This is a genomic window from Candidatus Acidulodesulfobacterium ferriphilum (assembly GCA_004195035.1).
GTDB lineage: Bacteria > SZUA-79 > SZUA-79 > Acidulodesulfobacterales > Acidulodesulfobacteraceae > Acidulodesulfobacterium > Acidulodesulfobacterium ferriphilum.
The window spans coordinates 250,689-276,598 of the sequence record SGBD01000002.1 but is presented as its reverse complement, the minus strand read 5'-3'; the positions used below and the strand labels follow the sequence as shown (position 1 = coordinate 276,598).

17 protein-coding genes and 1 tRNA gene are annotated in these 25,910 nt (G+C 36.0%); 14 read left to right on the top strand and 4 right to left on the bottom strand.

Going from position 1 to position 25,910, the window contains the following annotated elements; genetic code table 11:
• Positions 1–37 precede the first annotated feature (37 nt).
• The 12 genes from EVJ47_05710 to EVJ47_05655 all read left to right on the top strand — a co-directional run bounded on the left by EVJ47_05710 (position 38) and on the right by EVJ47_05655 (position 17,827).
• Entirely contained in the window at positions 38–1,483 is a 1,446-nt protein-coding gene (locus tag EVJ47_05710; protein RZD14661.1) for a TolC family protein, read from the top strand.
• Positions 1,484–1,904: 421 nt separating this feature from the next.
• Entirely contained in the window at positions 1,905–2,615 is a 711-nt protein-coding gene (locus tag EVJ47_05705) for a response regulator (protein ID RZD14705.1), read from the top strand.
• A 43-nt stretch (positions 2,616–2,658) separates the two neighbouring features.
• Positions 2,659–6,753, top strand: a complete 4,095-nt coding sequence (locus tag EVJ47_05700; GenBank protein RZD14660.1) for a hypothetical protein — start codon at positions 2,659–2,661, stop codon at positions 6,751–6,753.
• A 230-nt stretch (positions 6,754–6,983) separates the two neighbouring features.
• Positions 6,984–9,797: an outer membrane protein assembly factor BamA gene (gene bamA / locus EVJ47_05695; protein RZD14659.1), complete on the top strand. Its 2,814-nt coding sequence runs from the start codon at positions 6,984–6,986 to the stop codon at positions 9,795–9,797.
• 20 nt (positions 9,798–9,817) lie between these two features.
• The gene (locus tag EVJ47_05690; GenBank protein ID RZD14658.1) at positions 9,818–11,263 is read left to right on the top strand and encodes a cobalt-precorrin-5B (C(1))-methyltransferase; all 1,446 of its coding nucleotides are present in this window, start codon (positions 9,818–9,820) and stop codon (positions 11,261–11,263) included.
• Positions 11,264–11,282: 19 nt separating this feature from the next.
• Positions 11,283–12,719: a precorrin-6y C5,15-methyltransferase (decarboxylating) subunit CbiE gene (cbiE, locus tag EVJ47_05685; protein ID RZD14657.1), complete on the top strand. Its 1,437-nt coding sequence runs from the start codon at positions 11,283–11,285 to the stop codon at positions 12,717–12,719.
• An 87-nt stretch (positions 12,720–12,806) separates the two neighbouring features.
• Entirely contained in the window at positions 12,807–13,625 is an 819-nt protein-coding gene (locus EVJ47_05680; protein RZD14656.1) for a hypothetical protein, read from the top strand.
• On the top strand, positions 13,616–14,416 hold the full coding sequence (gene cobM, locus EVJ47_05675) for a precorrin-4 C(11)-methyltransferase (GenBank protein ID RZD14655.1): 801 nt from the start codon (positions 13,616–13,618) through the stop codon (positions 14,414–14,416). The genes EVJ47_05680 and cobM overlap by 10 nt, the downstream gene beginning before the upstream one ends.
• Positions 14,370–15,806: a hypothetical protein gene (locus EVJ47_05670; GenBank protein ID RZD14654.1), complete on the top strand. Its 1,437-nt coding sequence runs from the start codon at positions 14,370–14,372 to the stop codon at positions 15,804–15,806. The genes cobM and EVJ47_05670 overlap by 47 nt, the downstream gene beginning before the upstream one ends.
• The gene (gene cobJ / locus EVJ47_05665; protein RZD14653.1) at positions 15,755–16,606 is read left to right on the top strand and encodes a precorrin-3B C(17)-methyltransferase; all 852 of its coding nucleotides are present in this window, start codon (positions 15,755–15,757) and stop codon (positions 16,604–16,606) included. The genes EVJ47_05670 and cobJ overlap by 52 nt, the downstream gene beginning before the upstream one ends.
• Before the next feature lie 25 nt (positions 16,607–16,631).
• Positions 16,632–17,567, top strand: a complete 936-nt coding sequence (locus EVJ47_05660) for an SDR family oxidoreductase (GenBank protein RZD14652.1) — start codon at positions 16,632–16,634, stop codon at positions 17,565–17,567.
• Positions 17,568–17,602: 35 nt separating this feature from the next.
• The gene (locus tag EVJ47_05655) at positions 17,603–17,827 is read left to right on the top strand and encodes a hypothetical protein (protein RZD14651.1); all 225 of its coding nucleotides are present in this window, start codon (positions 17,603–17,605) and stop codon (positions 17,825–17,827) included.
• Between the two features lies 1 nt (position 17,828).
• Here the strand turns inward: EVJ47_05655 and EVJ47_05650 are convergent, their stop codons facing one another.
• Positions 17,829–18,638, bottom strand: coding sequence for a hypothetical protein (locus EVJ47_05650; GenBank protein RZD14650.1), 810 nt, complete (start codon positions 18,636–18,638; stop codon positions 17,829–17,831).
• Between the two features lie 115 nt (positions 18,639–18,753).
• Positions 18,754–19,539: a hypothetical protein gene (locus EVJ47_05645; protein ID RZD14649.1), complete on the bottom strand. Its 786-nt coding sequence runs from the start codon at positions 19,537–19,539 to the stop codon at positions 18,754–18,756.
• Positions 19,540–19,800: 261 nt separating this feature from the next.
• On the opposite strand from EVJ47_05645, the gene EVJ47_05640 reads away from it, so the two are divergent.
• Positions 19,801–22,557 carry a bifunctional diguanylate cyclase/phosphodiesterase gene (locus EVJ47_05640; protein ID RZD14648.1) on the top strand — a complete coding sequence of 919 codons (2,757 nt, stop codon included), beginning with the start codon at positions 19,801–19,803 and terminating at the stop codon, positions 22,555–22,557.
• 104 nt (positions 22,558–22,661) lie between these two features.
• Here EVJ47_05640 and EVJ47_05635 read toward each other — a convergent pair.
• Together EVJ47_05635 and otsB are read right to left on the bottom strand one after the other, a co-directional pair.
• Positions 22,662–22,737 (bottom strand) — tRNA-Asn (locus EVJ47_05635).
• A 571-nt stretch (positions 22,738–23,308) separates the two neighbouring features.
• The gene (gene otsB / locus EVJ47_05630; protein ID RZD14647.1) at positions 23,309–24,220 is read right to left on the bottom strand and encodes a trehalose-phosphatase; all 912 of its coding nucleotides are present in this window, start codon (positions 24,218–24,220) and stop codon (positions 23,309–23,311) included.
• A gap of 138 nt (positions 24,221–24,358) precedes the next feature.
• Between otsB and EVJ47_05625 the strand changes: the two genes are divergently transcribed.
• Positions 24,359–25,867, top strand: a complete 1,509-nt coding sequence (locus EVJ47_05625; GenBank protein ID RZD14646.1) for a trehalose-6-phosphate synthase — start codon at positions 24,359–24,361, stop codon at positions 25,865–25,867.
• Positions 25,868–25,910 lie beyond the last annotated feature (43 nt).

Sequence of the window (25,910 nt, the reverse complement as noted above, 5' to 3'; positions counted from 1 at the left end):
AACAAATTTAATTTCCGGTCAATAAATTTTTATAAAAATGAAAAGGAAATTTATAATTTTAATTTATCTGGGTTTATCGCTTTTTTTTAGCGGGTGCGCCTTATATGCCGCGCCAAAAAAAGTTGCGGTAAAAATACCGGAGAAATTTAAATATTCGGTTAAAACCCGGGGTTATCCCATAAAAAACGACTGGTGGAAAAACTTTAAAGATAAAGAACTTAATACCTTAGTCGGCAAAGCCCTTAAGAATAATTTAAATTATCTGATTGCCGTAAAAAACATTCAGGTTGCAAAAACCTATGTATCCCAAAACGAATCTAATTTATTTCCTGATATTAATTTTAGCTACGCTAGTTCAAGAAATAAATTGCCGGGTTATGAATCTTCCATATCATCCGGACGGGCGTCCGCATCCACAATTATCTATAATTTAAATCAGGCAGGGTTAAACGCCTCTTACGAATTAGATGTATGGCATCAAATTAACAATGCGGTAAATCAGGCTAAAGCAAATGTTTCGGTTTCCAGAGAAGACGCAGATGTTATAAAATTAACGCTCATTAGCAATGTTGCACAGTCCTATTTCCAGATAATCGCTCTTAATTCAGGAATCAAGAATTTAAAAAAGCAATACCTTGCCGAAAAAGAAATTTTAAAGATTAATTTAGTTCAGTATAAAGACGGACTTATAAACGGTGAACCCGCCTTAGATGCAAAAATTGCTCTCGAGGCGATAAAAACCGAATTAAATAATTCTATAAAACTAAAAGAGATTACACAAAATACGCTGGCTTATTATTTAGGAAAATACCCCGAAAAATTTAAAATCGGGAAAAAAACAAAAAAATATAACTTTAACGGCTTTAATAACATAAATTATACCAGATTGATACCTCCGAACATTCCTTCGCTGATACTGACTAAAAGACCCGATGTTAAAGAAGCGGAATATAATGTATTATCTTATGCTTATGCTAAAAAAGCAAGCCTTGCCAATTTTTTTCCTGTATTTAACCTCACGGGCGAGTACGGCTATGCAAGTTTTAGCCTAAATAATTTTATTGCCGATGCAAACAGCGTATGGAGCTTCGGTTTAAATATTCTGGTGCCCCTGTTTAATTACAAGAAAAATATAAGCATTTACGAAAGGTCTAAACTTCAATACGAACAGGCCGTGCTTAATTATAGAAACACGATAATCAATGCGTTCAGCGAAACAGACAGCGCTCTTGCCTCTTATAAAAGAGATTTTAAAACTTTAAAGAGCTATGAAAATAATCTTGCCTACTCCTCAAAACTGTTTCGTATTTACAATGTGCAGTACAGGACGGGCATTGCCGGCCGGATAACATATTTAACATATAAATTAAACCTGCTAAACGCGGAATACAATCTGATAAATCAGAATCTGCTTTTGCAGGAAGACATTATAGATATATATAATGCGCTCGGTATGGGGCTTAAGCAAAATGTTCAGATTTAAATTTGCAATGGATTTATATCGGTAGAAGTTAAAAAAGGGAAATTACTCAAAATTGCCGATAGAAATCTTGAGACTGTTTCAACATATTATAAATTCTGGATTCCTGCCTAAGCAGGAATGACAATAAGAGAATTTAGACTTTAACCCGGCGGGTGTCATTCCCGCGAAAGCGGGAAAGTCCTTAAAAGGACTTCACGAGGCTTGAAAAGCCGAGAGCGAAGCGTTAATCCAGAAAAGAAATTTTCTATCGGCAATTTTGGAAATTAATTAAAACTTGACTTAGTAATAAAAAGATAGTAACATTTACTCAAACAGCTTAACAATTACCACATTTAAAATTCTTTGAAAAAGCGGGGGTTTTTATGGTTTAAGTCCTGTTCCCGCTCCATAATGAATTCGGAGATTAAATTTGATCCCGGAAATTAAAGCGAATATCTTAATCGTGGATGACGAATCCGATTTGGTCGAGCTTTTAAAATACAATCTTGCAAAAGAAGGTTATAATATAGAATTTGCTTTTAACGGGTTTGACGGTATTAAAATCGCGGAAGTGGTTAAACCCGACCTCATCATTCTTGACCTCATGCTTCCAGACATTAATGGTTACGAGGTCTGCAAAAGAATAAAGCAAAATAAATATCTATCCCTGATTCCCGTCATGTTTTTATCCGCAAAGCAGGAAGAGGTCGATAAGGTTTTGGGCTTTGAAGCAGGCGCCGAAGATTACATGATTAAGCCGTTTTCTATTAACGAACTTTTAGCCCGCATCAGGGCCATTTTTAAAAGAACGCTTCCTCAAAAAGTAAATACGCTAACCCCTGCTTCTCAAGAATTTAAGTTTAAGAATATCAGCGTAAATGTTACCAAACATAGCGTAATAGTAAAAAGCAGAGAAATAAAACTGAGCCCGATCGAATTTAAAATCCTTATTTTTTTGATGACATATGCAGGGGATGTATTTTCGCGTGAAAAACTCCTTGACAATGTATGGGGAAACAATTCATTTGTCGAACCGAGAACGGTCGATGTTCATATAAGAAGGCTAAGGTCTAATATCGAAATAGACGAGTCGATTAAATTTATCGAAACTATAAGGGGGGCAGGTTATAAGTTTATAGATGAAGAAATTTGAATTAATTTAAAACTCTAAAAATATATCCGTCTTAATTAATTATATGAAATTAAAATCTCTGTGCCGGTTAGTTAGAAAGAGATTTAGCCTTATCGTATTATTTTTTTTATTATCTATCGTTCTGTTTTCCGCATCGATAATATTTTTTATTACATCGCCCTATTTTGCATCAAAGATTAAAAGTTATGCCTCCTTTTACTTAACCGAAACCCTGCACAAACAGGTTAAAATCGAAACATTAAAAATATCTATTTTTGCGCCCCAGGTCGTTATAAAGGGAGTGGGCGTTAAGGATGTTGCCTACATTAAAGATATTAACCTTTTTTTTGGTCCGTTAAATTTTTTCCGGAGAAAAATAACCATAGATAAAATAGATATAATCCGCCCCGAATTTAATATTCTAATTAAAAATAATAAAATTGCGAATTATAAAAGGATTAATCTGGCAATAAAATCTTTAATTAAAAAACCAGCTTTTTCATTCATATCGTTTTCTTTCCAAAATATTGCTTTTCATAATTGTAATTTTAAATTAAACGATATGGATAGGCATATTTTATTGAACCTGAAAAATTTTGATTTAAATATTTTTAAAAAGCCGGTTCTTAACCAGCTATTTTATAATAGCAGCGGGATTTATTTTAATTACGATTTGCCGCATATATTTTTAAGTATGCCTGATATCTCGCAGGTTTATAGTTCATCCGCTTTGCAAATTCACTACTTTAACGGTTTTATAAAATTCAGCAAGGTTCGCGCAGAGGGTAATTATTTCAATTCCGTGTCGAGCGGCATATTAGATTTAAATAAAGAAAAAGGGGTAAAAAGGAATATTCCGCATGAAGAAAACGCGGTTAAGAAGATTACTTTAAGCCAAAAAATAAACATTCTTTTCGGTAAAATCTCCCAAATCGTAAGTAAAATAAACGACACAACCGTAATAAATTTTAACCATTTGTCCTATATCTCCAAAAATTTTAAGGCTGTTCCCATACAAATGAAAGGCAGGCTTGATGTTAGATTGCATTTAGTCGGGGACTTTTCAAAAAAGATTCAATCTTCAGCGCAGTTCCATCTAAAAAATTTTGTTTTCCAGGGAGGCGATATAAAGGACGGTTTTGTGAAATGCAATGGGGAGTTTGGAAGGGTAAGAAATCATGTTTTAAAATTTACGAAGATTAACCTGAAAATGTTTAACGGGGTTGTGGAATCCGCCGGGAATATTAATCTTGACGAAAACGAAGGCAGGTTTAATTCGACATTAAAAGATATAGATGTAGGGAAATTGGTAGAGTTCTATAATTCCGTAAAAACCCCTCAGTTTACGGCTATAGCAGGCGGCAGCGTTAAGACCTATTTACATCTCGGAAAAAATTTTTATGCTGCAAATATCGAAAGAATAAATGTTAAAAGACCTGAGCAGTTGTTTGAATTCCGGAATAGAAAAGGGAACAGGGTTATTTATTCCATAGATTACGGGCAGCCGGTTCTGGTTGAAGGGTCGGTAGTTGTTAACGATAAACTTGTTCTTCTCAAAGATTTACATGCTTCCTCGAGTCAATCGAACGGCGTTGTAAACGGGGTTATCTCATATAACAAAAGTTATTTAAATATAGGATTTGATGCCGGATATAAAGAGTTACCGAAGGTTAATTTTATAGAAGCGGTTAGAAGCCGTTATTTTGAACCGGCGGGAAGCGGGACTATTAAAGGCGTTATAGCAGGCAAGTTCAATAGAATATCCTTTGATTTTCGAAACAAATTTAAATCGCTTTATATAAACAGATATACGGATAGCTATAAGGGTGTTGCGAATGTTGATATAGAGCCGTCCGGCGATGTCCTGTTTAAAAAGGTCGCTTTGGAGGAAAAGCCGCAAAGGACAAACAAAGGGACGATAGATTTTAACGGGCGTATTTATGAAAATAAAATTTTAAAAACAGAATATATAGACGGGAAATTTGAAACAAAAAATATTCGGATTAATTCTGAAAAACCGTCTTTTTCCCTATCCCTTTATTTAAATTCAAACGGCAAAATAAGCGGCGAGTTAGGAAATCCTGTTGCCGACATTCGGGCATATGCCAAAAAGGCTGCCGTTTACGGGCAGGATATATCAAATATCAATTCGTATGTAATATTGACAAAAAAGGATTTGAAAATAAAAAGGCTTAACGGAGCATATAATAGCGCAATTTTTAATATTTACGGCTTAATTAGATTTAGGCCGTCGGTTAACAAGAATTTTAATTACGATTTGCGATTAATTTCAAACGGGGTTAATTTAGCAAATTTAAATTTAGAGCCTGTAAAAAAATATCATATCAGGGGAATTGCAAATCTTAATCTGCATATCGGCGGGTTATTCGCTCTGCCTTATATATCGGGAAATGCGGCTATCAGGGATGTATATGTCAACGATTACTTTTTGAAAAATATCGATGTAGGAATTTCCTCTTCCAAAAGCAAGATGATATTAAATTTATCCGCCTTAAAAAATAGTTTAAAAACTAAAGCGGATATTTTATTAAAAAAGGGGTATCCTTACAGTTTTATTACAGAGATAAATTTATTAGATATCGATTACCGCAAGACGCTATTCAGGCTGTCAGGCGGCATTTACGGAAGCGGCAAACTCTCCAATATAAAAAATTCCTATTTATTTGCAAAACTCGGTTATGTATATTTAAAACACGGGCCGTTTTTCCTAAAAAATACCAAAAATATAAGGATTTCTTATATGGACAGGGTGATAGATTTAAGCGGATTTGAGTTAAAAGGGGGAAATAATTACTTCCAAATTAGAGGAAATGTTACGCTAAAAAAATATAATCTTATAATAAACGACAAAACCGATTTATGGATTTTGGGACTTTTTTCAAATAAAATAATAAATTCATCCGGCTTTGTAACGGGTTCGGCAGTCATTTTTGGACCTAAAGCGCATCCTCGAGTTTACGGGTTTGCCGAAATAAGCAAGGGGTTAATGGAAACTTCGTTAAACCCGGGCTATACCGTTTCAAGGGTTTTTGCAAGATTGACATTTAATAATAATTTAATAGTGCTTGAAAAAAGCAGGTTCAGGCTTCTTAACGGAATCTTTTCGGCGCACGGCTTAGTAAGATTAAGTGATTTTAGGCCGGTTTCATATAATTTGCAAACGAACTTTAGTTCGGCGGTTTACAGGGAATCCAACTATTTTTATGCCGATATGGACGGAAGTATCGGATATAACGGCAGTGCGGACCATGGAACCATATACGGCGATATCGACATAAAAAAGGCTTTGTATGATAAAAAAATAAATCTTTCGTCATTTCTTTTAAGTTATAAAAAATACAATATAATTAAGCCCGTGATTAAAAAAGGGGCTTTTAATCCGGATTTAAACCTCTTGATTAAATCCGATAAAAGTATCTTTATCAGAAATAATATTATGGATACGGATTTTAGTGCCAGACTCCATCTTATAGGAACCCTTTACGATCCTGTTTTGATTGGAACGGCTAATGCCGAAGCCGGAGAGATATATTTCAGAGGGACAAAATTCAGGCTGTCTTATGCAAATATAGATTTTAACAATCCCTATAAAATAAACCCGACCTTTGCCGTTTCGGCGGATACCGACATAAACCAGTATATTGTCAGGATGAATGCAAACGGTTCCCTTTTAAATTTTAATGTCAATCTTTCATCGACTCCTCCGCTTTCGGAATTGGATATTGTTTCCATGCTGGCGCTTGGCGCTCCCGCAAGCTCAGTTTATGCAGGTTCTGCCGGCGGAATTGCGGCTTCCGAAGCCGCCTCGGCGATTGGCGGCGGCGTAGAGCAAAGCGTTACAGGCGCCATTTCAAGTTATTTTGGATTTAAAAATCTTTCGGTTGCTCCGTCGTATTCGGCAATAACTCATAGCGCCGCTCCACAGGTGACGGTGACAAAAACCATAACAAAAAAAATGTCTATTTCGTACAGCAATATAATAGCCTCGCAATCGTCTCAATCCGTGACCCTTACCTATAAACTCACCCCGCATATTTCAGTTATAGGCGTCTGGGAAAACAACGAACTCGCCCCTAATAATTCCAATATATACAGCGAGGTCGGCGGCAGCATAGCTTTTCATTTCAGATTTTATTAAAAAAGTGGTAAAATCTAAGTTGTTTTATGATACCCAAAAATTGCCGATAGAGATTGTTAAACATATTGCAATGCATTAAGAACACTGGATTCCTGCTTTCGCGGGAATGACACCCAACGGGTGAACTTTTAAAATCCCTCAAAGTCATTCCCGCGAAAGCGGGAATCCAGAAAAATAAATTTCTATCGGCAATTTTGAGGACAAATGGGGGATAGTTTTTATTAATAATTATGATACTTAGATTTACGCATTTAAAAAAGTCCGGGGCATTATTTTTATTTATATTGCTTTATATTTTTGCCTTTAATTGCCTGCCTCGCGCAATAGCGTCGGGTTTACCCGAAACAAATATTTATAATATTTCATCCGAAAAATATACGATAAAGTCAATAGATTACAGGCTGCCGTCCGACATTCCCCTGAAAGATATTAAGAATTTTTTTGCTATAAAAAGCGGTCAAAGGTTTTCGATGTATCAGCTTGAAAAGACGCTGAAAGCACTGTATTCCACGGGCTATTTTTCAAATATTATGGTTTTTTCAAAGATAGACCGCAAGCAGAAATTTATGTACTTAAAATTTATTTTTGTCCGGCGTGTTTATATAGAAAGAATCGATATACGCGGGCTTAAGGATACGGGGGTATCCGAAGAAAATATATTAAAATCCATCCCTTTAAAAAAGGCGGGACAGTTTTTAAAGTATTATAAAGAAATAAGCATAGACGAAATAAAAAATATAATGTCGGATGCGGGTTATCCCGATGCCAAAATAGATATTTCGTCCTATGTTCTGAGAAACATAAAGAAATATGTTATAGGTATAAATATAACGCCAAATAAACCTGTAATCATTTCAAATATTTTCGTTAAGTTTAAGGTTTACTACCCGAAGGAAAAAGTTGCAAAACTCGTCGAAGATATTACGGGCAAACCCTTAAATAAACTTTTGATTAAAAAATTGAGAAGAAAAATAAGGGGCATCTATAAAGAGGAGGGCTACCTTAATACTATTATACCTGAACCTAAAATTACATATATTTCTAAGTATAAAGCCATAATAACCGTTGAAGTTCATCCCGGGTATAAAATTCTCTTTCATTTTAAGGGAATAAGTCCGTTAAAAGCAAGTTTTATCGAAGATTCCGTGTTTAATATAAAAAATGTCCTGATATTCGACGAATCCACATTTATTTCATTTAAAACCGTATTGACAGATTTCTATAAAGAAGAAGGATATTATTATGCGGAAGTTTCTCTTAGGGAGGAAAAAGATTCTAATAATAAAACGATAAATTTATATTACACGGTGAATAAGGGTTTCAGAGTTGCCGTAAAAAGTATTACCATAAAAGGAAATGAGCCGTTCAGCAAATCCGTAATATTATCATTGATGAAGACCGCTCCCGCCTCCTTCTTTAGCAGGCAATATTTTCGCAGGAAAAGGCTTACGGGCGACATAACCAATATAGAAAATTATTATAATAACGAGGGGTATTTTGCCGCGCGTATTTCGCAGCGCTTGACCTTTAGCAGGGATAAAAAGAGCGTGGCAATATTGGTTGACATAAAAAAGGGGATAAGAACTTATGTAAAGAAAGTCAGTCTTGCCGGTTTGCCGCCGGAAGTCAAAACAAAGGATTTAACCGGTTACTTTGAGGGCATGCAAAATAAACCGTTTTATATTATTAAAGCGGAGAACGGTAAAAATCTGCTTTCCACGAAACTTGCGGATTCCGGATATGTTTTTTCTAAGACAAGGCTCGATATCGAATATAGCGCAGATAAAAAATATGCCGATTTGTATTACGATGTTAGCAGCGGTCCCTTGACAAGAATTAAAAATATATTAATATTTGGAAATACTATTACAAAGACGGCTTATATTAAAGGGTTGCTTTTATTTAAAAAGGGAGAAATCTATAATCAAAAAAATATAATCGAAACCCAGAACAGGCTTTATAGAGCCGGAATTTTTAATTATGTCAGCATCAGTATCGAAAATCCTCAAAATATTGAGCCGGACAAGAATATAATCGTGAAAGTAAGGGATGCAAAGCCTATTTCATTAAGTTTTGGGGCCGGTTACGGAACATATACCAGATATAAGGGGTTTGTGCAAATAGATGACAGCAACCTTTTTGGTTCAGGCAAATCCCTGTCTGCGCGATTTTCAAAAAGCGCCGTTTATACAAATTTGCTTTTAGATTATTACGATCCTGCTATTTATAATTATAGAGGACTTGCTTTTAACGCCAGAGGATTAGATAACGATATAATCACTTTAAATTATACGCTTCATAAAGAAGGCGGAGTTTTTTCTTTGATAAGGAGATTCAACAGTCATCTGAAAGGATTATTATCATATGAAATGTTTTATAATTTCTTGTCCGGCTTAAATCCCGGAGCGCAAATCACCCCAAGAGATATAGGTTTTACAAGAATAAGCGCCGTTGCAGCGTCTATCATTTATAACACGAAAAATAATATATTTAATCCTACATCGGGAAATTTAACAACCTTAAGATTCTCATACTCTTCAACACTATTCGATTCCCAGATTAATTTTATGAAATTGTTTTTCCATACTGAGCAATTTATTCCGTTTATTTACAATACCGTGTTGTTGTATTCTTTGCGTTTCGGTTATATTAAACCCCTGCCGCCCACAACACAGGTGCCGATAAATGAAAGATTTTTTTTGGGAGGCAGAACGACGGTTAGAGGGTTTCCGCAGGATTCAATCGGGCTTGTAAATTTAAACCCGTATCAATATCCGATAGGAGGGGATATTATGGAGAACTATAATCTCCAGTTAAACATCCCTGTTTATAATAACTTTGATTTTTTTGTTTTTCAGGACGGCGGAAATGTGTTTTTAAATACTCAGAGCGTAAGACCTCTTGCTTTATATAAATCGGCCGGAGCCGGCATAATGTATCTGTCGCCCATAGGACCTATCAGTTTTTCTTACGGCTTTATTTTAAACAGGAGACCGTATTGGCCGGCGGGCGGGGTTAATTTTACGATTGGAACATCGTTTTAAATTAAATTAAGTTAAAGATAATGGGAACAGTCAACAGTAATGCCTGCAATAATGGATTAAGAAAAGGATTTTCTACCGGAAGCGTAAGCGCCGCCGCTATAAAAGCTTCCATAAGGTATTATTTTAAATATCAAAAGTTTTTTCGGATAGAAATAAAAATGCCGGGAGGGGAAAATGTCTTACTACCTGTGGCCGAACTTTCAAAAATCACCCCTATCACCCCCGCTTTGGAGAGGATAGGGGGGGGATGGGTTTCGAGGGCTTCCGTAATAAAGGATTCGGGGGATGATCCCGATGTAACAAACGGCATAAAAATATGTGCCGATTTTATGTTTTTAGACGATGCGGACAGCGCAGTCGCTATGCTTTTAAATGAGGCAGATGATATTAAGGGCAATCAAAATCGAGACAATCAAGGCGGTCCGATAAACCGAAGCAAAAATACCCTTATGCTTTTACATTTATACGAGAAGGCGGGCGAGACAATTTTAACCCGTCTGTCGGACGAGGTAAAAAAATATTATGGAAAATTATATATTTATAATATAATAAAACACTCTGGGTTTAGCATTATACTTTCTTCTTCGGCAGGCATCGGCATAGTAAGGAGGCAGGGCTTGCCGGTTAGTCCGGGTTTTCCGGCTATAAATCCCGTTCCGTTCAAAATGATAGAATGGGCGGTAAAGGAAGAAATAAACGGCAGGATAAACGATAGGGCAGGCATAAATCAAAATAAGTTAAACTGTTGTGCAGGCAACGGAGTGCTTTTGTCTATTCTTTACGTGCCTGACGGCGGCATCGTCGCAAAAAAAACATTAAATCCGAGATTAGGCATCGAGGGCGGGATCAGTATTCTGGGAACCACAGGTTATGTTATTCCGATATCCGCAAAGGCATGGCTTGGAACGATTAAATCGTCTCTTGCCTTTTTATCCTGCAATAAAATAGATGCATGTGTTTATACACCGGGAAGGTTTAGCGAAAAAACGGCTATGAAGATTTTAAAAGATATGCCGAAAGAAAGTTTTATAGAAATAGGTGACTATGTGTCTTATTCGATAAGAAAAGCCGCCGGGGCGGGCATAAAAAGGGTTATTTTTGCAGGGCAATTCGGAAAAATCGTGAAAATTTCACAGGGAGCAAGAAATACTAATGCCAAATACGGCAATCTGGATTTAAAATATTTGGGCGCTTTAGTTAAAGCGGTTTTAAAGGAACATATAGATATTATACCGGAGAATGAAGTTAACGATTTATATGAAAAAATAATTAATTCCAATACCTCAAGACAGGTGTATGACTACATTTTATCGTTGTGTAATATTTATAACCCGCTGCCCGATAAGATTTTTTATAATATTTTAAAAACGGCAAAGGAAAATTTAATCAGGATGTCCAAAGAGCAAGTAAATATCGATATTATACTGATTTCGTACGAAGGTAAAATGCTGGCTTCTACATTATAAATCTGGAAGGGATAAACAAATGGCAAAAAAGGTTCATATACTGGGAATTTCTCCATGTTATGCCGAAACGGCTAAGAAGACGGCTCAGGGTTTATTTATGAATAAGGCTGAGAGGATTGACGCCGTGTTCGCGAGAAGAAAAGACGATTCAAACATATTGGCATGGCTTAAAGAGCAGTTTGTTATTATGAATAAGGGTATAAATCTCGAACGCAGCGAAAAAATAACGCATATAAATAATGCGACGATATTTTACGACAGCAAATTCAAATTTATTTTGGATTATGTAAGAGAAAATCTCGGCAAAAAAAATATACTTATATTTGCAGGCGGAGATCCAAATTTTTTTGGGATCGGGGGAAGTATTTTAAGGGAATTAAAAACAAACGAAAAAAGATTTGTGGAAATTTATCCTGCCATCAATTTTATGCAAATCGGGTTTTCGAAATTGAAAATACCTATGACCGATTCTTATATTGCGAGCGTCCACGGGCGCGATTTAAGAAACATGTACGAAGCTTTATATTCCCAAAAACGGGTTATAGGAATTTATACCGACGATATCAATACGCCTTACAGAATATATACGGAACTGGAAGAAAAGGGGTTTATCTCCGAATTCGATTTTTATGTTTTAACCGATTTGTGTTCTAAAAATGAAAAAATATACAGGAGTTTTACGAAAGAAATCCTCGAGAGTTTATCTAATAAAAAAAATATCGTAATAATTGAAAGAAAAAAACTGTTTAAAGCAAGCAAAGACGGCGAGGCTTATTCTAAAATCCTGTTTCAGAACCGGAATCAGATTTTTGGTATCGAGGATGAAAAATATGTACATATAGCAGGGGAACCGACTAAAAAGGAAATCAGGGCAATAAGCATAAGTTTAATGAATCTTAAAAAGGATTCCGTTATTATCGACGCAGGATGCGGCAGCGGCAGTATCAGCATAGAAGCCTCCGCAATCGCCGCCGCCGGCGTCGTATATGCCATCGATAACAACGAAACGAAAATTGAGAACCTTAAAAAGAATATAAAAAGATTTCAAAGGCCGAATATTGTTCCAATTCTCGGAGAACTTCCCGAAGCTTTTAATATGTTTAAAGAAAATACCACGAATGCTCTTTTGCCCGATGCCATATTCATAGGCGGGGGCAGCAAGTATCTCGAAGATATTTTGACGGAATCGTTTCATATATTAAAAAACGAAGGCGTTATCGTTGTAAACAGTATACTGTTAAGTTCCTTTAATAAGGTAATGTCGTTCGTAGGCAATTTTAACGCGGCTAATAAAGTTAAAATGAAATACGAAGTTATCGCCGCCAACATAGCGAGATTAAAAACAATTAAGTCAGATTCATATTTTCATGCATTAAACCAGATTTATATCACTAAAATAGTCAAACATAATAATACGAATACGGGTTTTAAATTTGAAAATAAAACCTTGAAATAAGTTAATGAATGGATATTTTAAAATAAAATCAGAAAAAAGATTCATCCCCTTTAGGGGAGTGTTAGAGCGCGGCGGGGGTAAACAGCCATTAATCAATTAAATTTATTAAATGTGGTCGGCGTGGGACCGGGAGACCCCGAGTTAATTACGATAAAAGCCGTTAAAGCTCTTAAAAGCAGCGATTTTATATTTTATCCCGATGTAACTTTCGGGAAAAATAAGGCTGCTTATAATATCGTAAAAAGCGGCATAGAATTTATAGAATTGTTCGGGGGACGGGATATTGCGGCGGAAAGGCTGATTCCGCTCGAAATTGAAATGAAGCTGTCGAAAGGCAGAAATGACGAGCTTTATAGGGAAAATGCCCTTAAGATATTAGGTAAATTAAGAGAAGGGGTCTGTTCCTATATAACGATCGGCGACCCGATGTTTTACAGCACATATTGGGGTTTATATAATGCCGTTAAAGATGAGGCGGTAAAAAATAACGCTGAATTAAATATAAACATTATCGGCGGGATATCGTCTTTTAATTATTCTTTTAATTTAATCGGCGAACCTTATATAATAAAAAACAGTTCGGTTTTTATAACCGTTCCTATCAAAAAGGATTTAAAAGAAATGGAAGACGAGATAAATTTTATGGCAAAAAAAAGCGCGAAACCGCAGGTTATCGTTTTTATGAAGGCGGGGGCATACTTAAAAAATATTATGGAAATCTTTAAAAATTCATATATCGATAATTTCAAAGAAGGAAAACTTAAGCTCTATTTAATCGAAAGGTCAAAACTTTTAGACGGCTTCTGCGATAACGATTTAAACCTAAAAACAAGGATAAATAATGGCGGCTCCGAAGCCGGATTTGATTTTGATTATTTTTCTATTCTTATAGGGGTATTTTTGTGAAGAAAGATGGAGCGGCCAAGATATATTTTGTGGGCGCGGGTCCCGGAGACCCCGAACTTTTAACCGTAAAGGCTTACAATGTATTAAAGAAATCGGATGTTGTTTTTTACGCCGGTTCTTTAATAAATCCCAAAATGCTTGATATATTTAAAAACGTAGCCATGCTCATAGATATGAAAAGCCTTAATTTTGATGAAATTAAAGAGCGGTTTGAAAGTTTATTAAAGGACGAAGTCCGCCGGATTATTTCCGTTCTTCATGCGGGTGATTCTTCTATTTATTCATCTATTAACGAGCAGATGACTTATCTTGAAGAAATGGGGATAGACTACGAGATTATCCCAGGCGTTACGGCAGCCTTTGCGGCGAGCGCCGCAAACAGGTCAACATTGACTTTGCCGGATGTATCTCAGACGGTTATATTTTGCAGGGGGGAGGGAAGAACGGGGAAAATGCCTAAAGGACAGGACATAAAAAGTCTTGCAAAACACAATGCAACTATGGCTATATATTTAAGTTTCGGGATAATAGAATCCGTTGTGGGAGACCTTCTCGAACATTACTCCAAAGATACGCCGTGTTTGATAGCCAAAGATGTTTCGCTCGAAAGCGAGCTTTTAATAAACTGTTTATTAAAAGATGCGGTTAAAACGGCAGAGGAGCACTCCGTAAAAAATATGGCTGTTTTAATTGTTGGAGATGCTTTGAGGGGAAAATATTACAAAAAAAACAGGTCGAAATTATATGATAAGAATTTTTCACACTCGTTCAGGCTTAAAGAAGGCGGTTGACAGGTCCGCTGGCGGAATAACGGACATTGCGCTTATGCCTTTTTCTAAAAACAGCTTGTTATCGGCTTTAAAGATTTCCGAAGGTATTTTTAAGATGGACAAGTCCGGTGAAACAGGCGATTTTAATATAAATAATATTATAAATATAAATATTTTTATCGAAAAATCGAAAAAAGATTTAATTCTTATGGCAGACGAAGAATTATCCAAAATCTTTGACCTTAAACTTAAACCTGTGAATAGCGATAATTTTTCGATTTGCGTAAAAACATATGATAACTTATCAAATGATTTTTTAAATAATTTATTTAATGAGTTTAATTTTATCGTATTTTTTTTAGCGCTGGGAGCGGTCGTAAGGCTTATTTCCCCGTACATTAAAGACAAATTAAACGATCCCGGCATTACGGTAATAGACGAACTTGGCAGGTTTGCCGTAAGCTTATTGTCCGGACATATCGGAGGGGGAAACGAATTTACGGAAAAGGCTGCGAATTTTTTAGGGGCGGTACCTGTTATAACTACTGCAACGGATGTTTCTGGAAGATTTTCTGTGGATATGTTTGCAAAAAAATTCGGGTTTTTTATCGAGGAGGCTAAAACCAAAATAAAAGAGTTTAACAAGGCTTCTTTAAACGGCGAAAAGTTTATCGTTTATTTGAATGAAAGCGAATGGATAAAAGGGGGATTAGATTTTAATCGTTATATAAAAGAGCTAAGGCGGTATGCCGAAAGGCATTCAAATGAACAGGATTTTAGGTTTATAACCGTTGCGTCAAAATTTAGGGAATTAATAAAAAATTCTATAACTCCGTTAAATTTAATTATTATTTCAAGAAGAGCTAATCTGGAAGAATTATATGAATTTAACAAATTTTCCGATAAACATAACATTAATGTTGCTGTTTTAAGGCCGAAAAGCCTTGTTGTGGGTATCGGCTGCAATAAAAATACGGACTTTAACGAGGTAGAAGAGTTTGTTTCATCGGTATTCGATGAATATAACTTATCTTTAAACTGCGTAAGAAATATTGCGACTATAGACATTAAAAAGGATGAAGGCGGAATTTTAAAATTCGGGGAAAAATACGGAAAATTTGTCGATTTTTATTCAAAAGAGGAAATTAACGAATTTATAGATAAAAATAAAAGTGGTGGAAATAATTTACTTGTCCATTCCTCTCTGCGTCAAGGACATGCCTTGACAATCGCGCAGACAGGAATATCTGCGGAAGCAGGAATCCGTAATACGAAATCTTTGTGTTATAAACATACGGGCGCTTATTCCGTTTGCGAACCGTGCGCCCTTTTATCGTCTAAAAATAAGGAGCTTTTAATATGCAAGAAAAAGAAAGGCAATGTAACGATGGCGGCAGCCGCGACAATGTAAATGTAAATGAAGGAGGAAACCACGAAACGGCTTGCTTCGGCAAAATAACGGTTATCGGAACTGGTCCCGGCGATACCGACCACTTGAGTAAAAAGGCGCTTGAAGCTATAAAGAGTTCTCAGACGGTAATAGGATACTCCTCATATCTTAAACAGATAGACGGTATTTTAAGCGTGGCGCAGGAAAGGATGCCATTTAATATGAAAGACGAAATTAAACGGTGCGAAGCGGCTGTCAAAAAATCTATGGAGGGCAGGGATGTCGCGCTTGTTTCCGGGGGCGACGCGGGCATTTACGGCATGAGCGGGCTTTTGCTCGAGATTATCGAGAAAAAATCGCTGCTTGGAAAAATTCCGGTTGATTTTATTCCGGGAATACCGGCTTTTTGCGCGGCTTCCTGTGCTGTCGGAGCGCCTATAATGAACGATTTTTGCGTAATTTCTTTATCGAATCTTTTGACGCCGTGGGAAGATATAGAAAAAAGGCTAAGGGCGGCGTCTCAGGGGGATTTTGTTATAATACTTTACAATCCTAAGAGTATGAAAAGAAAAAACGAGCTTACTATCGCAAAGGATATTTTACTCGAAACTTTGGATAAAGACAGGCCTGTCGCTATTATTAAGGCCGTTACGAGGCCGGATGAAGAAATTGTTATAACCACGCTGGAAAATATGGACAAGTTTGACATCGTAAGCATGAACACCTCGATTATAATAGGAAACAGCAATACTTATGTAAAAGATTTTTTTATGATAACAAAACGGGGCTACGGTAATAAATATAATCTGGATTTAGCCTAATCCGGCAAATAAAAAAGGAGAGACCATGAAGGTTCTTATCACGGGCGGGGCGGGTTTTATCGGCTCTAACTTATGCGAAAGATTATTAAACATGGGGCATGAAGTATTATGCCTCGATAATTTTTATACGGGTTCTAAAAATAATATAGCCGAATTTTTAGGCAATTCAAAATTTGAAGTTATAAGGCAGGATATTAGCGAACCCTTTTTAATAGAAGCCGATTTCATAATAAATTTAGCCTGCCCCGCCTCCGTTCCGCACTATCAGAAAGACCCGCTTAAAACGATGAAAGACAATGTTTACGGGATATTTAATGTAATGGAAAATGTGAGAAGGCTTAAGATTCCGGTTTTACACACATCGACATCGGAGGTGTACGGCTCGCCGGGCGTTCATCCTCAGCCTGAAAGTTATAACGGCAATGTCAATCCCGTTTCCATAAGGTCATGTTATGACGAGGGGAAGAGGGCGGCAGAAACGATAATGTTCGATTATCACAGGCAGTATGGTGCGGATATTAAAGTTGTAAGGGTTTTTAACACTTACGGGCCGAAGATGCTCGAAAACGACGGCAGGGTTGTTTCGAACTTTATAATACAGGCATTAAAAGGAGATGATTTGACCGTTTACGGAGACGGCAGGCAGACAAGATCTTTTTGTTATATATCCGATTTAATAGACGGCATTGTGCTTTTCATGGAAAATAAAAGTGAGTTTACGGGACCCGTAAACTTGGGCAATAATTATGAATTTACCGTAATAGATTTTGCAAAATTGGTTATGTCCCTAACAGGTTCAAAATCGAAAATAAGGTTTGTGGAATTGCCAAAGGACGACCCTGTTCAAAGAAATCCGGATTTAACGCTTGCAAGAAAGATTTTAGGATACAACCCAAAGGTTGACATCGAAGAGGGACTTAAAAAGACTATATCTTATTTCGGGAGAGTTTTGAAACGCTAACTTAAGTTATTCCTGCGTAGGCAGGAATCCATTTTATGATTAATTTTAACATAATAATAATCGAATCCGTTATATATATTATTGTGAGTATATTTATCGGCTTCCTTTTGCGCCATGAAGATCTCAAGCGCATTAAGAGATTAATTTTGTTGTTTTATTTAGTTATCGGCATAGCGGTATATTCTATTTTATATTTTATAGCGCTTTCAGTCGTAATGCTATTCGTTACCGTATTTATTTTAAAATTTTATGAATATTAATTTAAAACATAAGCGAATAGCTTAGCATTATCCCCTGAGACGGGCTTTCGTTTGTAAAACCTTTTATATAAGTAACGCCTATCGTATTATTTTTTACCACCGTATAAATTACGGACAGGTTTCCTGTTACGGTATCGTGCGTTCCGGATATAATTGCCTGGGACCATGCCCCCGAGACGGCCGCCGATAGGTTCTTCGTGATTAATTTACCAGCGCCTGCGTATGCGGAAAAAGGGTTGGTAAGGCTCGTAATGCCCGATGGTTTACCTAAAACGGTATAACCGCCGTTTATAAAATAAAAATAAGATTTTATTAGCTGCGTAACACCTAATTGAAAGCCGTAATTTGCTTTTCCAGTTCCCAAACCGTTAGATTCGCTGGCCGTGGGCAGGTCGACAAAAACCGTTGCCGTTAAAGTCGGAAGTGAAGGTTTTACCGCCTGATTTGTAATGTTATAATTTCCCGTCAAAACTATATCCCCCAAACCGCTTTCGGTGGTCGAAGTAGAAGCGCCCGCTTTTTGAACTGGTATATTGTTGACCAACACCGTAGATGTTTGTTTATGAACCTGCATATACGGTATCGTGGCTTGAAAATTAAAGGTTTTATCAGGGTAATAATTTATATTAAGCGGGATATAAATTAAGGATGTGGTATAATTCGTGCCGTATTTGCCCCATGTTTCGTTATAGCCCGTTCCTATCTGCAAATTTGGAGCGCCAAACGATTTGGATATATTGACATTTACGGAAATTATTAAAAAAGCAAAAACAAAAAAAACGGCATAGAATAATTTTATTTTTCTTATCATTACCGAATATCCCCCTTTTTATTTTACAAAAAAAATGCAAGCTAAATTACAATTATATTCGGGTATTTTTGCACTTAGCTTGCATTTATATCGTTTATATAAAATTTTAAATCAATTACCTGCCCATCATCTGCTGCTGCATATTATTAGTTTGTTGAATCTGCTGCTGGGTGTTATTTACTTGGTTTATTTGCCTTTGGGTATTGTTTACCTGACTCATCTGGTTTTGCATGTTGTTTACCTGACTCATCTGGTTTTGCATGTTGTTTACCTGACTCATCTGGTTTTGCAAGATATGAGTTTGATAAACCCTGCCGTTTTTGTTAGCCGTATAATTTTCTAATTGTAAATTATGCGTCGTGTTCGGGGTGTTGACCGCAAGAGACAGAGTATGGTCGACGGTTACGCCGGTTTCGGTTTTATAAACCTCGTTTACCACCTTTAAGTTAACCGTGCCGTTCATTTCTTTAATTACATTTTTAACATTTACTTCGTTGCCGTTAAGCTGGGATAGGGTGTCGTTATCAGCCAGATATTCCTTGATAAAGTTTTTTGTGTCCGCTCTGTTTATAGCATTAGTGTTGTCTTTGATTAATTTTATAAAAACGGCGTTTCCCACTCCCATGCCTTTTTTCATATTCATATATAACTTTAATCCCGCGGGGCTTACCTGAAGATTTTTTTCGATTTCTAATACTGCCTGTTTATTGTTGCCGACTTTGTTAAGTATCTTTATGTATAACTTTATTAATTTTGCGTTGCTATTAATTACCGTTTTATGCGTGATTTGCGTCGACGCCCCGTAAGACGCTCCTGGAAAAACAGATGCAAGTCCGAATATACCTATTGCTAAAGCAATAAAACCGATCGAAAAAAATTTTAAAAATTTTGTAGTTTTCATAACCGACTCCTTTAACCCTTTTGACTTTGTTTTGTTAATTTTAGTTAAATTTTAATTTATTTGTAAATAGCAAGTAAATTCTTAAAAAGGTTATTTTTTTACCATTATATCTTATTATTTGTAAATAGCAAGTAAAAATTTTACTGTAAAATTTTCCATTGCCTTCCTGCAATTAGCAAAAGTTATGGTATAATTAATGTTAATCGTGCAAAATAGTACTTTAAGGGTAAACATATAATTAGAAAAGGGCGCCCGATAAAAATGATATTTAAAAATAACTCAATATACTTAATAGAAGGTTTATTTTTAATTGCCGCCGTCCTAATTGCCGCTATTTTGTTCTTCACGGGTCCGATTCCCGTAAAAAATATTACCGCTTTTAATTCAAATCTTTTATTAAAAACAATGGAACTGAATAAAGACATAAGACATATTAAAAGCGGGGTGGATAAAGTTATATATTACGGCGCCTTAAAACCCTCGCCGTCCCAAAAAATACATTTTAAACAGGCTTTAAACAGCTTAGAACAGAGCTTGAAAAGAACCGATAAGCAGTATAAAGAACTTGACGGATTTATTAAAAAAAACAGCGCGTTTTTAAAAAATAACCGCCCGATTATATCATATTTTAATAAATCATACTTTAAGTGGAAAAATATCAGCAGACCTATACTTAAAATAATTGTAAAACATCCCAAATATATATCGTCCAGAATTTCATACAAGCTTTTTTTAAAACATGCCCTTTATCTTTCCCATTTACCTACCGCAAATATTATTAAAGATACTAAGCTATACTCAGGCAGGCTTATTAACATAGCTATTTATACGACGATAGCCGGCGTTATTATTGTGTTGCTTCTCGGAATTTTATTTTTTCGCTACTTTAATAAAAATAAGTTTATAGAAATAGAGACTTTATTAAAAAGTGAACAGCGGTTTAAATCTTTTTTTTACAATCTGCCGCTCCCTTCTTTTATTGTCGATGTCGAAAGCGGCCGTTTTATGGATGCCAATAACATTGCCGTGAAGTTTTACGGGTATTCAAAAGACGAGCTGCTGAATATGGATGTGGACGATATAAATGTTTCCCATACTCCTCAGGAACTTAAAACTTTTAGAAGAACGGCGGCTGCGGAAGGGGGCAGGGTCGCAGTTTTTCAACATAAACTTAAAAACGGCGAAATAAAAATAGTCCAGCCTCATATAACCGTGATTACATTAAACGATAAACGGTGCTTATTAGTGATAATTTTAGACATAACCGAAAAAATAGCAAACGAAAAATGGATGCATACTCTATACACGGCAATAGAAAACGGCCCTGATTGGATGATGGTAACCGATAGGCTTGGAAATATCGAATATGCTAATAGCGGCGCAGAAAATATAAGCGGATATAAAAAAGAAGAGCTTATAGGAAAAAATCCGAGGATTTTCAAATCTGGATTATATAAAGCCGAATTCTATAAAACCTTCTGGGATACAATAAGTTCAGGAGAAGTTTTTAAAGGTATTTTTACAAACAGAAGAAAAAACGGCGAATTATTTACTTTAGATGCAACGGTTGTTCCTATAAAAAATAAAGAAGATTCGAAAGTCATAAATTTTGTGTCCATAGCTAAAGATATAACGCAGGAAAAGACATTGGGGGAAGAATTAAGATATATCTCGCTTCACGATCCGTTAACTAATCTTCCGAACAGGAGTTTTTTTATCTCCCGTATCGATGGTTATCTTGGCAGGGGAGAATATAAAGGGCTGAACGCTTCTCTTGCGGTAATTGATTTTTATAAATTATCCTATATTAATAATACTTATGGGTATAGTGTCGGAGATAAGCTTTTACAAAGTTTTTCAAAAAGATTAAATAAAGTTATGCGGGATGGGGATATAGCTGCAAGGGTGGGAGATGATAAGTTTGGAATATTATTTACCGATTTACAAAATAAAGAAGATATTTTGCGGATAATCGATAGAATAAAAGAAGAATTTAAAAATCCTTTGTATATCGAAGATGAATCAGCGCCCAAATTGGAAGCAGAAGACTATTACAGTATTACCAATATAAAGGAGGCCATACCCGAGTCATTCAATATTTCTTTTACTATGGGTGTATCTATCTTTCCCGATGACGGAAAAAATGCAGGAGACCTTTTAAAATCGGCGGACATCGCCCTTTCAAGCGCAAAAGAGCAGGGGGAAGGGGAATATGAATTTTTTACGGCATCGATGAACACCATGGCATCCGAGTTTTTACTGATGAAAAACAGCGTAATAAACGCATTTAAAAATAGAGAGTTTTTAATTCATTATCAGCCTTATTTCGACATAAAAACAGGTAAAATATGCGGCATGGAGGCTCTGGCAAGGTGGAACAATAAAGATGCCGGCTTCATACCCCCTGTTAAGTTTATTCCTCTTCTTGAGAAGACGGGGCTTATAAGGCGGTTCGAAGAGTTTTTGATAGACAAGATTTGCGGAAATTTAAAGGAATGGAAAGAAAAGGGGCTTAACATCGCGCCGGTTTCAATGAACATATCTCCTGCCAGTTTTAGAAAGGAAGGCCTGATAGGCATGGTTGTTTCCGCGTTGGACAAATACGGAATTAATCTGTCCATGCTTAATATCGAAATAACGGAAGGCCTGTTTATACAAAATTTTGATTATGCTCTTAAAATATTGAATGCTTTTAAAGAAAAAGGGATTAAGATTTCATTAGACGATTTTGGCACGGGCTATTCTTCCTTGTCTTATATTAAAAATATACCCGCGGATTTTATCAAGATAGATATTTCATTTATAAGAGGCATGATGGAAAATCCCAAGGATTTGGCGATAGTTAATACCGTCGTGGTTCTGGCTTCCAAGTTAGGCATGAAGACTATTGCCGAAGGGGTGGAAACCGAAGAGCAGTTGGAAATATTAAATTCCTTCGGGTGCGACATGGTTCAAGGATATTTATTCTCGAAACCCGTTCCCGAAGACGAACTTTTACGGTTTTTAAGAGAGCCGTAAGCCGCGGTTTTAACTGGCTCCCCGAGACAGATGACTCCCTTTGGTCGTGATCGACTTATCAAGCGATATGCCAATCTATCATTCATTTTCTACTAACATTAAAGTGGCTCCCCGAGACGGATTCGAACCGCCGACCCAGTGGTTAACAGCCACTTGCTCTGCCGGCTGAGCTATCGGGGAATATAAAATTAATTGAACCCGGCGATTAAATATATACCGGCATCAATTTGAGATATATAAACTAAAAAGCTAAGCGATTAAAGATTTATTACCGATTATTCCTAATTAGTATATGTGAAATTTAATCCACTGTCAATAACTTTCTTGTTCCCCTAAATTGCCGATAGAAACTCTTAAAACTGCTTCAAAATATTATCAATACTGGATTCCTGCCTACGCAGGAATGACAATCCCTGAATTTAACTTTTCACCCAACAGGTGTCATTCCCGCGAAAGCGGGAATCCAGAAAAATAATTTTCTATCGGCAATTTAGGGTTGTTCCTTGTCGAGGCAAAGTAGAAATGTCATAACTTTTTTGTTCCTTTCTTGTTCCAAAATTACCGGTAGTAAAAATTTAGTGAAAATGACATAAAAAAACCTGCCGGAAGTAGTTTTTAACCGGCAGGTTAGGAGGACATTACATTGAGGAGTTAAGGTGAAAATATAAAACCTCATTTATTTTAATTATATAACATAAAACCAAATAAATCAAATTAAAAAAAAATTACGATGCTTACTTCTTTGCGTTTATCAACCCGAAAAAATGTCAATGATGTTTTTTATAAAAACAGGCGTGCGGCTATAATCTGCAAGATAAAAATCTGCCAAAGATTGCTTTTTGCCTATAACACAGTTTATAAGGCTGACATTAAAGGTATTTTCTTCCAGATTAAAGGAATAGTTATGCGAAAACATCGTCTCATCGGTAATATCGTCGCCGATATTTACCCTTAAAACATTAAATTTTTTAGTTGAAACGGGGTTAGGCAGGGCGGCGGATCCGGCGGAGCCAGTCCTATTACTGGAAACTAAGCAGGTTTTTGACATCTCTTTAATAATATAATCGCAGGCGGAACCCTTATTCCAATCAATCCTTGGCCTTATTTCCAGTATCTTTTTCCCTCTTGTTATATGCAAATATTTTTTAAATTCAGGATTTTTGGTTATTATATCTTTGACGCTTTGCTTGAGAAACTTTGCCTCGTTGTTGTTTAAAAGCCTGTAATGCATGCTTATGGAAAATTTCTTGTTTTCGATTATCAAATTGTTTATACCCTTCTTTTTAATCTGGCTTAGAGCCTCCGTTAATAAAGGAATGTAGTTAACTGCGTTTTCTATTAAAAAATTTAATTTAAAATCTTTGTAATAGCTTTTAATTTCAAATCCATGATTTCCCGAATAAATTATATTTCTTTTTATATTAACTCTCTGTTCTATATCGGCTAATTCCCTTCCCGTTACTATGCATAAAAAAATATTGTTTATAGTATTTATTTTGGTTAAAAAATCATACAGGCTGGGGGCAACGGCGACATCATATGGACTTTTACATATTTTGACCAATGTGCCGTCGAAATCAACGCAAAAAACGATTACATCCGGGTTAGCCGCTGCGATAATTTTTTTTATTTTATCTATTCTTTCGATACCGTTGTATAGCATATTAATTTAAAATAACATATAACGAAAAATATTAAAATATTGAAAAAATAACAAAAATAATATAAAATATTCAAATAAACCGTCCTCAACAACCCAACAATTTATCTTTTAATTAAATTTATATAAAAACCCGAATAAATGGAAAAAGAAAGATTTAATAATTTAATAAAAGAAAAATTAGGCAATATTAATTTAATCGTTGTTTCCAACAGAGAACCTATTGCGCATGAATATGCAGGGAAAAAGATTAAGGCCGTCAAATCTATCGGCGGTCTTACCATAGCGCTTGAACCTATAATGCGAAATCTTCACGGAACATGGATTGCCTATGGCGGCGGAAGTGCCGATAAGGCTGTTTCCGATGGCGGCGGAAAAATAAAACTGCCCGAAGGGGAAGAATCTTATACGCTAAAAAGGGTTTTTCTTACAAAAAACGACTTAAATGAATATTATTACGGTTACGCAAACTCGGTTTTATGGCCGTTATGCCATACCGTATATATTAAGCCGGTTTTTAATTCTAATCAGTTTTTATCTTATGACGAGGTAAATAAAAAGTTTGCGGATTCGATAATAGAAGAGATCGAAGGTTCGAATAGCGGCGCAAACGGCGATAATGGCGGCGGTATTCTCGAAAATGTTGTATGGCTCCAGGATTATCACCTTGCGAGATGCGCCAAATATTTAAAAGATTATGACGAAAACATTAAAACATCTATCTTCTGGCATATTCCGTGGCCGAATCCCGAAATATTTTCGATATGCCCCGAAAAGATGGAACTGCTCGAGGGTTTGTTGGCAAACGATCTGATCGGTTTTCAAATAATATACCACTGCCAGAATTTTTTAAGGGCATGCGAGTGGGAGCTTGAGGCTCAGGTTAATTGGGCGGATTACTCCGTTACATATAAAGGACATAAAACCAAAGTTATGTCTTTTCCGATTAGCGTAGATGCAAATTATTTAAATCACCTTGCCAAATCCGAAGATGTAGATAAGATAATCGACAATATTCAAAAAAATGACGAGATTATCGAACCTTCGTATGAATTTTTGGCTGTTTCGGTTGACAGGTTGGATTACACCAAGGGGATTATCGAAAAGTTAACGGCAATCGACAGGTTGTTGGAAAACCATCCCGAACTTCAGGGCAAGTTTGTTTTTGTACAATTTGGGGTATTGTCGAGAGTACATATCGATGCCTATAAAAAGTTTAACGACGACATTTCAGGACTTATAAATAATATTAACTGGAAGTATGGAACATCCGACTGGTATCCTATCGTAAGATATTTTAAGCAGCTTGATTTAGAGGTTTATTTAGCGTATTACAGGCTGTGCAATGTTATGATAGTCAGCCCGCTGCATGACGGTATGAACCTTGTTTCTAAAGAATATATCATGTCGGATACCGATTATAACGGAATGCTTATATTATCCCGGTTTGCCGGGGCGGCGAAAGAGTTGTATGATGCTCTTTTGGTTAATCCGTTTAATACGGAATGCTTCGCCGAAAAGATATATAACGGGCTTTTTATGAGCAGGGAAGAAAAAGAAAGAAGGATATCTAAAATGCAAAATGTTATTATGGAAAATGATATTTACGATTGGGCATATAATTTTCTTACGGCGCTTTATTTAATTTGAACCGACAAAAACAGATTAAATAAAAATACCTTAAATCGCCGTT